The sequence below is a fragment of the Burkholderia alba genome (assembly GCF_034721475.1).
GTDB classification, from domain to species: Bacteria; Pseudomonadota; Gammaproteobacteria; order Burkholderiales; family Burkholderiaceae; genus Burkholderia; species Burkholderia alba.
Genome location: NZ_JAWJWL010000062.1, coordinates 1 through 11,367 on the forward strand (window position 1 = coordinate 1; position 11,367 = coordinate 11,367).

Genomic DNA, 11,367 nt, shown 5'->3' on the forward strand with positions numbered 1-11,367 from the left:
CGCGATCGTCGAACACAAGGTGTCGCTCGATGTCCTGGCCGATCCGACCTATCGGATTCTCAACGTCGTAATCGCTTCGTTGGGGCAACGATGGTATGGCGATCAGCTGGTCAACAATACCGTGATTGTGACTCGCGGACTGAACGGCGAAGTGTTCGTCGCCTTGCCGGACGGGACCTACAATCCACCTCCCGGAAATTCAGCACGTTTGTTGAAGAATGCTGACGGCACCTACAGCTATGAATCGGTTCATCGTGGGCTGCTCAAATTCAACGCGGCGGGAAAGGCAGAAAGCTATATCGATCCCAACGGCATTCAGATCAGGTACAGCTATTCGGGCAACGATCTGACTCAGGTGCAAAACAGTCTGGGGCGTACGCTGAGCTTCACGATGGCAGGTGGTCGTATCACGAAGGTCGGCGATGGGGTATCGACGGTTGGCTATGGCTATGACGGCAATGCCAATCTCACCACGTTCACCGACCCCTCAGGGAAAAACACCACGTTCGCCTATGCACAACCTGGCCAGATGTCGGGTTTGTTCTATCCAAGCTTCCCAACGGTCTCCGTTGCGACCAACGTCTACGACAGCTTGGGTCGGGTCAAGACTCAGACCAACGCACGAGGAAAGACCTACGAGTACTACTTTGCGGGATCGCGAACCGAGGAGGTAGCGCCGGGCAACATTTCACGCACGCGCTACATCGATTCGCTGGGGAACGTCGTCCAGTCGTCGACGCCGCTTAGTAACTATACGGTCAATACCTATGACGGCCTGGCACGACTGATCAAGGCACAGTACCCGGAGAACAACGGCACGACGTATAGCTACGACGATGCGACGTGTGCGGGGCCAGACAAGCGGTGCACGAACAACATCAAGACGGTGTCGAAAGTAACCGCGCCGGGGACCAACGTTGCGCCATTGACGCAGAGCTTCACCTACGAAGGGAAATTTAATCAGGTCGCCACGGCAACCGACGCGCGCGGCAACGTAACGTCGTATACCTACACCGACCAGGGGCAGCCCTGGACCGTCACGTCGCCGACAGTCGCGGGAGGCGTGTCGCCCGTGACGACTTATGGGTACACCACCTTTACACCGAACGGGTATCCCGCCTTCGTGCTGCCGTCGACCACCACCGTCAAGATCAACGGCAACGGCGATGCCACGACGACGTCGACGAGCTACAACTCAGGCAACTACTACGTGCCAAGTGCCTCGGTGGTCGATTCCGGTGCCGGACGCCTGAACCTGACGACCCGATTCAGTTACGACAGCGTCGGGAATGTGATCGAGGTCAATGGACCACGAACCGACGTCGCCCAGGTGGTGAAGTACCAATACGACGCCAACCGACGCGTGGTGCGGGTGATCGATGGGCTGGGCAAGGAAACCCGCACGACCTACGACGCGGACGGCCGGCCCACTACTCAGGCGAGCCAGCTGGGCTCGCAGTGGCTGGTCAGTTGCACGCAGTACAGTGCGACTGGCAGGGTCATTCGTGCATGGGGGCCGGGGCTCACGGGGTCTGCCTCCACGTGTCCGGCCAGCGTCGTGCCCACTTCCGTGACGGATACTGCCTACGACGACCTGGAACGGGTGTCGCGTATCACGCAGTATTTACCGGATGCGCAGGGCGGCAATCGGGTGACGGCCACCGCGTATTTCAACGACGATACCGTGCAATCGGTCAGTAAAGCGGTAGGGACACCGTTGGCTCAGGCCTACGCCACCTTCACTTATTCGCCGAATGGCAACGTAACGTCGGTCAAGGACGCGAGAAGCTACGCCACGGTCTACGCATATGACGGCTTCGATCGATTGATCAGAACGTACTATCCGCTGCCGGGTAGCCCAAATTTGGGAAATCAGAACGACTACGAGGAAACGGGTTACGACGCCAACAGCAACGCCACGAGTCTGCGCAGGCGCAGCGGCGCGATCATCACGCAGGGCTGGGACAATCTGAACCGGCTGATATCACGGACCTATCCGACCAGTTCGGACAGCGTGCTGTTCGACTACGATCTGCGTGGGCTGCGCACCGGCGCAAGGTTTGTCAGTGGCGCGAACCCGATCACTTACAGCTGGGACAACGCGGGCCGGTTGACGAGCACGTCGGCCGATGGCCGCACACTGTCCTATTTGTACGATCAGGCGGGGAATCGAATTCGACTCACGTGGCCGGACGGTTTTTATACAACGACCAGCTACGATGCGCTGAATCGCCCGGGGCAGATCAAGGAAAACGACCGCGTGCTGTTGGCGCAGTATGCGTATGACGACCTCGGGCGTCGAACCACGGTCACGTTGGGCAATGGCACGCGCACGGAGCGCCAGTACGATAACCAGGGCGCGATGTCGAGCTTGGCGCATGTCCTGACGACTACGCCAATGAACGTGCAGTTCACGTATACGCGCAATCAGGTGGGCGATCTGACGCAGATCAATGTGTCGAACAGTCTGTATCAATGGGCGGGCGGGACGCCAAGCACCCAGTCGTATGCGGCGAACGGGCTGAATCAGTACACGTCGATCCCAGGCGGCACACCGACCTACGATCCGAACGGTAACCTGGCCACCGACGGAGCGCGAACCTATACTTACGGCACGGATGTCCGGTTGAAAGCGGTGAGCGGTGCCGGTGTTCAGGCGACGCTGGCGTACGACCCGATTGTGCGGTTGCGTCAGACCGTCATTAATGGGACCGCGACCCAGCTGTTGTACGACAGCGATGCGCTCGTCGCCGAATACGACGCGACGGGTGGATTACAGAAGCGCTATGTGCCGGGTCCAGGTGTCGATGAGACGATCGTTCGATACGACGGAACGGGCACGGCCGGGAAGACGTGGTTCTATGCCGATCAGCTGGGCAGTGTTGTCGGTGTAGCTGACCCAGCCGGTGCCGGCCTGGGCGCGTATCAATACGGACCGTTCGGTGAGACAGGTACGACGAACGCGGGACGATTCGGTTACACCGGACAGCAGTACATTGCAGAGTTGGGGCTGTATTACTACAAGGCACGGATTTATTCACCGGCGCTTGGGCGGTTCTTGCAGACGGATCCGAGCGGTACGACGGACGACCTGAACCTGTATGCCTATGTCGGGAACAACTCAATCAACCGGATTGATCCCAGTGGTCTTCAAAGCACGATTAGAGGCAACGGCGTTCAGGTCGCTTGTAATGGCGGGAATTGTGGCTTTACGGATGCGCTGAGGACGTGGGCTGATCGATCGATTGCCGGTTTCAAATCGGATAGTCTGTCGGATTTTGCTTCCCGAACCTTAGATGGGTTGCCGATGGGAGGGGTGGCGATAGGTGCAATTGGCGCCCTCAAAGGTGCGGGCGCAGCAACACAAGAGACAACAGCCTTGTTTCGAGCGGTTGGTCCGGCAGAGCTCGCGGATATACAGGCCACGGGTGTTTTGCGAAATTTGGGGTCTGCTGAAGGTAAATATTTTACGACTTCTGCTGAGCAGGCCGCATCCTACGCGAAACAAGCTGTAAAAGGGTTTGGTGATCAACCGTATACTATTATTAGAACGGAGGTGCCGTATGACACCTTCAAGGGATTGATGCCAGCCACTGTGGATCGCGGCATTCCCGCTTGGGTTTTGCCGAGTGAGAGGCTGCAAGGGTTGACGCCTAAAATTATTAATTATTCTCCATTACCACCAAACAGGTATTGATTGTGAGTCCAGATATTGTAATTGACGTAACATTTTTTACTCATGCCGAAGGTGGGCGTCACAGCGCTATTGAAGGCGAATTTTACGCCTGCCCATTATTTATTGATGGAGAAGGGTTCGATTGTCGATTGCTACTAGGTGGTCGTCAGTTGAGATTGGGTTTGAATTATGAAGTTCCGGTAAAATTCATGAATCGCGATCTGGTGATTTCAAAAATTTCTATCGGAACAAAAATATTTCTATGGGAGGGGAGAAAGATAGCCGAGGGGACGATTAAATCGATTTTGTGAGATTATGTCGCAATAAGGGCATCTGCAGGATCTCGAGCAGGCGCGACGAGAGCATAGCGTAGGGCGTTGTTGTATCGTGAAATCTCATGGGAAAACATTGCTTATAGTGAAATTCTGCAAACTGCGAAAGATTTGTTTTGGAAATAATCATGGGAGAGGATTTTTCTAATGTATTGAATGTTTTGGTGGGACAGATAATTTTTTCGGCTAAGAGATCGCATGGTAGCTATTTTATGCTTGAAGTTGGTAGCCCCAGTTTGAGGATTCGAGATCCCATTGAGTCTTCGGATGGTAAACGTCAGGACGCGAGAAGGTTGCTTCAGAGAAGGAGAGTATTTGTTGTTGGAGATTGGTCATTTTTAGTTTGTGAGTGTTATTGGAAAATTCTGATTTTTGATGAAGAAGTAAATCAAAGCAGCAATTCCAATAAAATTGATGAAATTCTTGCGCTTTGCGAAGGACAAATTATAAAATCAATCGAAAGATGCACTGAAGAATATAGCTTATCCATCAATTTTGATGGACTTGGGAAATTGATTTTGCAGCCAAATATAAAATATCCGACAGAAGATCAATGGCGATTGTTCTTCGCTGATCGTTCGTCGGTAGGACTTTCAAATAACGGTGATTTAGTTAGAGAGGCGGGGCAGTCATAAGTCAGTATGGTACTGTCAGGTTGTTCGGCGGCCGGACTGTCGAAGAACGAAATAACTGCGAATATGAACGAATAATCTGCGAACGGCCAATTGTGCTCAAATTGAGCTGTGGTGTGGCTTCGCGGTAGATTTGGCCAGCTTGACCACCGGTTGCGTTACTACAACACATTGCCGGATTTGAACGTAAATTCCGCGAGTACGTTGCTATTTGAACGTATAAACTGCGAATATCCTGCCCACGATAAGGCCGTCTCCTCTATTCAGTACGTGAGAGCTGTACGGCACTACACGACAAAGGTTCATTCACAGTTTATTCGTTCATATTCGCAGTTATTTCGTTCTTCGACAACAGCAGTGATCCCATTGATGAACTTCACATGCGTAGGAGAGGACGCGAGCAGCAATTCACAGTTTCGCATTACCGTCGCATCCGCCAATACCGGGTCTGATGAGGTCTATTGGATTGCAAAGGGGTATTGAATGGCCAAGTACGCACACTTCGACAGTGGTGCCGAAGCTCCGCAGCAAGTCATCGGATGGTTCGACATGGATACGTTCGAGTATCCGAATCTTCCTCCCCGATCCGGTTTGATCGAAATGACCGAGGATCAGTGGGAAAAGCATTTCAACAATCTTAACGGTTGGGCCGTCAGCAATGGCGCACTGATCGAGTCTTCGTAAGGAATCCACGATGAAAAGGCTGATTGTCGCGGCGCTGTTTGCGCTGTTTGCGCCGTTGGTTGCGCTCGCCCAGACAAATTCGAGTCCGACGTTCAACAACATGACCGTGAATGGCACGGCCACGTTCGCGAACTCGCCCACCTTCACCGGCACGGTGACGATTCCGAGCGGAGCCTTGATCGCAGGCTATCTCACGACTTCATCGGCCGCCTCGATCTATGCGCCATTGGCGTCTCCCGCGCTGACTGGCACGCCGACGGCACCCACTGCGACTGCCGGGACGAGCGCAACCCAGATTGCATCGACCGCATTTGTTGGGAGTGCGATCGGAAATTATTCATCCGTTCAAGGTATCAGTGTTGCATCCACGCTGACAAGCGCTAATGCGGGCAAGGCGATTCAGATCCTTGCGCCTATAGTCGTCACGCTTCCTTCGGCAAGCGCAATGCCTCCGGGCGGTGCGATTACGATATTCGGTGGCATAAATGGTGGATATATCCAACGCCAAGGAAGTGACAATATATATTACGGCGGTCAGAACGTATCTAAGTTCAGCGTTAATTTAGGGGATACTGTAGCATTATCCACTGATGGAACCAACTGGTTTCAGTCAACTGCCGCCTATAAGGACTGCGCTAACATCATGAATTTTGGTGGCGACAACACGAATACCAATGATAACAGCGCTGCGTTTTCGGCCGCGATTGCCGGCTCTAGCGCAGGGAGTTCGCAATTATGCGTTTATTTTCCGCCCGGCACCTTCAAATTCACATCGGCCCCGTCCTATACATTTTTGGCTAATGGTGCGTCACTTTCTATTCAAGGCGCCGGTCAGGATGTGTCGACACTCAATTTCGTGTCCGTCAACGGGATTACGGTAAATTATCCGGCTTACACAAATTCGGTTTCCGTATCTGGACTCACATTTACAACAAACGGAACGGGTTCTTACACGGGACTGACTCTCAACCAATCCGGCACGGCCTTCTTCGGAACTGTTCCCGCAGCTTCCGTACTGAACAATGTTGTTTTTCGAGGCGTTGACGGATATCAAGCCACCGATTATTGGGGTACTGCTCTATCAGTTTCTGGCGTGTCAAATGTCAACATTTGGGCATCAGGGTTTTGGGGAGCCTCTGCCTTGTCTGGAACGGGTATCCACTATGTCGGCAGTGGATCAATTTATCCAGTTCAGGAGAACGTGGTCGGGTCTGTGTTCAGCGGTCTGAACATCGGTATCAATTATGATACGAACACCCAAGGCGTCAGTGTCAGCGCTTCGAACTTCACGAACGTCAATGTCGGCGTGAATGTTCCATGGGGCATTTCTGGGACCAGTCAATTGACCATCATGGGATCGCAGTTTAACTGCAAGATCGCCTGCGTTAATATGTATACGGGTGTTGATTCCACAATAATTCAAGGCAACTTGTTCTTTTGTGCGCAGGCGGTGAATTGTATTTATCTTAATCCCGCGAGTAGTACGATGATCGTCGGAAATGCCTTTGTGCCAGCCAACGGGGGAGAAACGGCAAATGCGGCGATTACATTTAATGGATACAGGGCGTTTAGTTCAATTGTGACAGGAAATCAATGCTCTGGTATGGTCACCTGCGTAAACCTTCAGAAGGGTGCCAAATACGTCAATGTTCAGAGCAATTCATATTCAGGGAATACCAACAACGTCGTCAACTTATGCAGTACTGGTTGTACGGTTGGTGGTGGTTCTCCGTAAGTATCGGAATTGACAAAACTGGGCCAGATTCGGCCTAGTTTTGTTTTATCGATAAACCCATATCTTCGGTCGTTGATGTAGAATTTGCTTCCTCGTTACCAAACTGCGGGCGGCACATCAATGGACAGGCGATCAAAGATTCTTGAAGGGATAACACGCAACCATCAGGGTATCGAAATTGGCCCATGGTTTAACCCTATTGCGCCGAAGCGAGAAGGGTTCAACTGTCTTTCGCTCGATGTGTACGATACGGAGACGCTGCTGTCCAAGGCGTCGGAGGATGGAAGCATCTCCAAGGAGCAGCTTTCGCAGATCGAGGCCGTGGATTTGGTCGGATCATCAGTGGAGATCGAATCCATCGTCCGCGAAAAGGGTCTGATAGGCCAGATTGACTACATCGTCTCATCGCACAACCTGGAACATATCCCGGACCCGATCAAATTCCTGCAAGGGTGCAGCCGCATCCTGAAGGTGGGCGGCATTCTCTCGTTGGCGGTTCCTGACAAGCGCGGTTGCTTCGATCATTTCAGGCCGCATAGTTCGCTGGGTGACTGGCTGGAAGCATATTTTGAGAAGCGACAGAAGCCGACCTTGCGACAGGTTTTCGAGGCGCATCAGCTTGGTGCGCTTTACAACGGCTCAGGTGCATTCGGTCTCGGGGTGAATAGCTCACAGATCCAGCCGACCAACAACATTCAGCACGGTTTCGATTTCTGGGTCGAACAGGTGCGCGACGGGGATCGCCAATACAACGATGCGCATTGCTGGACGTTGACGCCAGCAGTGTTTGAGCTTTTCGTCTTAGACCTCGCGATCCTGGGTCTCTTAAAATTCAAGCTCGAGTCCATCGTGAGCGAGGATTTTGAATTTCATGCCCGTCTAAGGGCGATGGGCAAAGATTGGTCGCCGGGATATTCGAAGGAAGAATATTTCCACATCAGGACCAACCTCATCCATAGAGTTCAGGCTGAGCAGGCCGAGAATTGCCGACCGGTCGGCGAAGAATCTCATGACACCATTGCGCTGAAGCGGGAAAACCAAGCGCTCAAGATGCGAGTGCGCGATCTCGAAGACTCCACATCGTGGAGGATTACATTGCCACTCCGAAGATTCATTACGTTGATCAGGTCTGGATTTGCCAGCCGCCAGAAAATTTGAGATCTAGGGATCGATATCAAACAAAAGCCGCCTCGAGGTATGCGGTCTTTTAATGACGCCCCTCTGTCAACAGGGGGATGCGGACAAAATCTTGGACTGGGTTATGCCGTAATTGGTAACCGGTCAATTAACAACGCCGTGCAGAGGGCACATCGGTAGGTAGCATCAATGTTCCGCGAAGAGGGTATCGAGTGGGTAAGGTAACGCGAGCATCGGCATCTCATGCCGATGAAAATACTTCAGCGACTTCGTCTCAGAATCGGTGGGCACACCAGTTCCGCCTATGATTTTGCAGGCAAACAACGTCACTACGTATTCGACCTCATCGCCGTTGGGGTATCTGTATCGGAAGGAGCGGCCGCCGAACACACCGAGAACGCGGCTCACGCTTACGTCGTAGCCCGTTTCCTCCATTACCTCCCGAACGATTGCGTCTTCGGGCGACTCCCCGAGTTCGATCCCACCGGCAGGAAGGCTCCAAGGTTCACCAGTTGCTTTCTCTTGCAAAAGAAGCCGTCCATCCTCATCATGAATCACGGCGGCTACTGACGGGCTCAGAATCAGTCCGCTGCCTACATGGCTACGTAGCCATTGGATATAGTTTTTGTTGCCCATGATTTTAAAAGATCAGATTCCAGGGGAGTAAAGTATTGTAGTCCTCTACACTCGTAGCATCGGGAAGTAAGGTGAATAACTTCACAAGGTATCGATATCGCTCAATTCTATTTGCCTTGCAAGTCTCGATGAGGGAGTACAGGTTGGCGTTGGCCTGCGCGCCGNAAAGATCAGATTCCAGGGGAGTAAAGTATTGTAGTCCTCTACACTCGTAGCATCGGGAAGTAAGGTGAATAACTTCACAAGGTATCGATATCGCTCAATTCTATTTGCCTTGCAAGTCTCGATGAGGGAGTACAGGTTGGCGTTGGCCTGCGCGCCGGCGACCGTATCGGAGAACAGCCAGCCCTTGCGGCCGACGACGAACCGCCTGATCGCGTTCTCACACGAGTTGTTCGAGATCGGCCAGTTGCCGTTACCGACGTAGCGGACCAGCTTGGGCCACTGTCCGCTCATGTACTGCAACGCCTTGCCGAGCAGGCTCGACGGCACGACGCCCGGCAGATGCTCGCCAGCATGCGCTCGATGATGGCGAGCACGCCGGCGCTGTACCGGGAGCGCAGTCGCTGCCGGCATTCAAGCTTCCACTTCGCGCTGCGCGCCTCGGCCGCGAACAGCTTGCCGATCAGCACGACGAAGCGCGTGGCCAGCAGATCCGGCGAGCGCGCAGCCTTCTCCTGTTACGCGGCGTCTCAACTTTACGCCAATCGGCCGGAAACCCGCGCCACACAAGGTTCTTCGTAAGCGCTAAATTCAGCATACCGTAAGCGGTCTTTGAAGGACGCCTATCTCCTCCATCTGCGTCACACTCGGTTAAGATCGACTTGCCGTGAGCGGCGAGTTTGCTCAGCGGCAGATCGTCGCCTCTACCCAGCGGACTTTTCGCTCATGCCATCAACTGATTTCGAAGCACACCTCGTTGCCCTTGCGCGAGAGTCTTCATGGTTTTGGCCTGCACTGGTTGCAGTCCGGTCCCTGAATCTACCCTCCTGGTGCATTGGTGCTGGTGCCGTACGGAACCTCGTCTGGGACTCTTTGCATGGATTGGAGACATCGTCAGCATTGCGTGACGTCGATGTTGCGTACTTCGATGGCGCTGATCTTTCTGCAGAGCGCGACGCAACGTTTCAGTCTCATCTAAGCAGGATGCACCCCCAATTGCCATGGGAGGTCACCAATCAAGCCGCCGTTCATACCTGGTTCGAGGCGGCTTTTGGTTACGCCGTGCCACCATTGAAGTCGCTGGAGGCCGCCGTCGCGTCGTGGCCAGAGTATGCAACCGCAGTCGGGTTGACTCTACTTCCTGATGACACGATCAAGGTTCTTGCACCGTATGGGCTGGATGACTTGTTCGCCATGGTGGTTCGTCGGAATCCCGAGCGAGTCAGTGTCGCGACGTATCGGCAGCGGGTACAAGAGAAGCAGTATCGCAATCGCTGGCCTCGCGTGACCATCGTTCACTGCTAAGGGCCCGTACTCGGTGGCTCGCCAGTCGGTTGGTTATTGTATGGTGACGCCCAAGGCAGCAGGGCCGCGTAGCTGTCAGCGGTTGAAGCGTGCGGCAGATTAGCAAACAGTCAGACGAGATAGCGGTATGGGTCGATGCCATTCGCCTTGCAGGTCACGACCAGTGAGTAGAGATTGGCGCTGGCCTGTGCGCCGGCAACCGTATCGGAGAACAGCCAGCCCTTGCGTCCGACGACGAATGGCCGAATTGCGTTCTCACACAAATTGTTCGAGACCGGCCAGTTGCCGTTCTCCACGTAGCGGACCAGCTTGGGCCACTGTCCGTTCAGATACTGCAATGCCTTGCTGAGCAGACTCGACGGCACGACGCCCGGTAGATGCTCGACCAGCATGCGCTCGATGGTAAGCGGTCATCTAACGACGCCGCACGTGCGCACGACCGACGTTAACTTCGTCGGATGAGACTACTTGATAGACGCTGGGAATCGATAGTTTACGAAGTGCTCCTCAGTAGACGTGACTTGAAATTTCATCGATTCGTAGAACGCAACAGCCTCAGAGTTCGAGCGGAAGCAAGACAGTGTGATGACCTTTCCTGTCCGCGAGGACTCTGACATCAGCGATGTCAGAATGTTTTTCCCGATTCCTCTTCGCTGGAAGCTTGACTTCAGTATCAGAAGCGACAGGTGAATGGCGTCGTCTAGCATCCTGATGACCGCGTAACCTGCTGTATCGGCGCCAACTTGGATCAATCGTATGTCAGAGTGGGAGTAGGACTCTGCAAATCGACGTCGTTGAAACTCATCATCCCAACCGAACGCCAGATCGATGTGATCGCGCAGAGCAGCCTCATATTGCGCGAAGAGCTCCTGCGTTTCAGCTGCGCTTTCTTCGAAGGGGACCAGCGTGACCCTGTTCACCAGACTGTCATTCATCGGGGATGTAAGCTCGTAAGCGGTACGATCGTTTAGTTTAGATCAGGACAATAATTGTACGCGGTCTTTTAACGACGCCCCTCAGCGGTTGAGGGCAACAGGCATTCTCCAAGGCATGAGATCGGCGTAGTCG

The 11,367-nt window shown here is 53.6% G+C and carries 10 protein-coding genes and 2 pseudogenes; 7 read left to right on the forward strand and 5 right to left on the reverse strand.

Annotation, left to right across the window (positions count from 1 at the left end; genetic code table 11):
- The first annotated feature begins 19 nt into the window (after positions 1-19).
- From RZR99_RS31275 to RZR99_RS31300, 6 genes are all read left to right on the forward strand, one after another.
- The gene (locus tag RZR99_RS31275) at positions 20-3,697 is read left to right on the forward strand and encodes an RHS repeat-associated core domain-containing protein (protein ID WP_323123602.1); all 3,678 of its coding nucleotides are present in this window, start codon (positions 20-22) and stop codon (positions 3,695-3,697) included.
- A 2-nt stretch (positions 3,698-3,699) separates the two neighbouring features.
- Positions 3,700-3,987, forward strand: coding sequence for a hypothetical protein (locus tag RZR99_RS31280; protein ID WP_323123603.1), 288 nt, complete (start codon positions 3,700-3,702; stop codon positions 3,985-3,987).
- A 149-nt stretch (positions 3,988-4,136) separates the two neighbouring features.
- Positions 4,137-4,643, forward strand: coding sequence for a hypothetical protein (locus RZR99_RS31285; RefSeq protein ID WP_323123604.1), 507 nt, complete (start codon positions 4,137-4,139; stop codon positions 4,641-4,643).
- 480 nt (positions 4,644-5,123) lie between these two features.
- Positions 5,124-5,324: a hypothetical protein gene (locus tag RZR99_RS31290; RefSeq protein ID WP_323123605.1), complete on the forward strand. Its 201-nt coding sequence runs from the start codon at positions 5,124-5,126 to the stop codon at positions 5,322-5,324.
- A gap of 10 nt (positions 5,325-5,334) precedes the next feature.
- Complete coding sequence (locus RZR99_RS31295; protein ID WP_323123606.1) at positions 5,335-7,059, forward strand: glycosyl hydrolase family 28-related protein; 1,725 nt, start codon at positions 5,335-5,337, stop codon at positions 7,057-7,059.
- Between the two features lie 120 nt (positions 7,060-7,179).
- Positions 7,180-8,217, forward strand: coding sequence for a methyltransferase domain-containing protein (locus RZR99_RS31300; RefSeq protein ID WP_323123607.1), 1,038 nt, complete (start codon positions 7,180-7,182; stop codon positions 8,215-8,217).
- A 165-nt stretch (positions 8,218-8,382) separates the two neighbouring features.
- Here the strand turns inward: RZR99_RS31300 and RZR99_RS31305 are convergent, their stop codons facing one another.
- From RZR99_RS31305 to RZR99_RS31315, 3 genes and pseudogenes are all read right to left on the reverse strand, one after another.
- Positions 8,383-8,832: an NUDIX domain-containing protein gene (locus RZR99_RS31305; RefSeq protein WP_323123608.1), complete on the reverse strand. Its 450-nt coding sequence runs from the start codon at positions 8,830-8,832 to the stop codon at positions 8,383-8,385.
- Positions 8,833-8,836: 4 nt separating this feature from the next.
- Positions 8,837-8,917, reverse strand: coding sequence for a hypothetical protein (locus RZR99_RS33480; RefSeq protein ID WP_407655540.1), 81 nt, complete (start codon positions 8,915-8,917; stop codon positions 8,837-8,839).
- Positions 8,914-9,506 (reverse strand): annotated as a pseudogene (locus RZR99_RS31315) (IS66 family transposase); the annotation flags it as partial. The gene RZR99_RS33480 and the pseudogene RZR99_RS31315, both read right to left, overlap by 4 nt.
- A gap of 214 nt (positions 9,507-9,720) precedes the next feature.
- Between RZR99_RS31315 and RZR99_RS31320 the strand changes: the two are divergent.
- Positions 9,721-10,299 carry a nucleotidyltransferase family protein gene (locus tag RZR99_RS31320; RefSeq protein WP_186046411.1) on the forward strand — a complete coding sequence of 193 codons (579 nt, stop codon included), beginning with the start codon at positions 9,721-9,723 and terminating at the stop codon, positions 10,297-10,299.
- Here RZR99_RS31320 and RZR99_RS31325 read toward each other — a convergent pair.
- Both RZR99_RS31325 and RZR99_RS31330 read right to left on the reverse strand, forming a co-directional pair.
- Positions 10,296-10,700 (reverse strand): annotated as a pseudogene (locus tag RZR99_RS31325) (IS66 family transposase); the annotation flags it as partial. The gene RZR99_RS31320 and the pseudogene RZR99_RS31325 sit on opposite strands and share 4 nt — an antisense overlap.
- A gap of 63 nt (positions 10,701-10,763) precedes the next feature.
- A complete protein-coding gene (locus RZR99_RS31330) occupies positions 10,764-11,234 on the reverse strand; it encodes a GNAT family N-acetyltransferase (protein ID WP_323123609.1) in 471 nt (156 codons plus the stop codon).
- Positions 11,235-11,367: the final 133 nt, after the last annotated feature.

Coding starts and splice junctions, on each gene's coding strand:
- RZR99_RS31290 (WP_323123605.1), top strand. CDS start 5,124: ATGGCCAAGTACGCACACTTCGACAGTGGTGCCGAAGCTCCGCAGCAA.
- RZR99_RS31285 (WP_323123604.1), top strand. CDS start 4,137: ATGGGAGAGGATTTTTCTAATGTATTGAATGTTTTGGTGGGACAGATA.
- RZR99_RS31330 (WP_323123609.1), bottom strand. CDS start 11,234: ATGAATGACAGTCTGGTGAACAGGGTCACGCTGGTCCCCTTCGAAGAA.
- RZR99_RS31305 (WP_323123608.1), bottom strand. CDS start 8,832: ATGGGCAACAAAAACTATATCCAATGGCTACGTAGCCATGTAGGCAGC.
- RZR99_RS31300 (WP_323123607.1), top strand. CDS start 7,180: ATGGACAGGCGATCAAAGATTCTTGAAGGGATAACACGCAACCATCAG.
- RZR99_RS31295 (WP_323123606.1), top strand. CDS start 5,335: ATGAAAAGGCTGATTGTCGCGGCGCTGTTTGCGCTGTTTGCGCCGTTG.
- RZR99_RS31320 (WP_186046411.1), top strand. CDS start 9,721: ATGCCATCAACTGATTTCGAAGCACACCTCGTTGCCCTTGCGCGAGAG.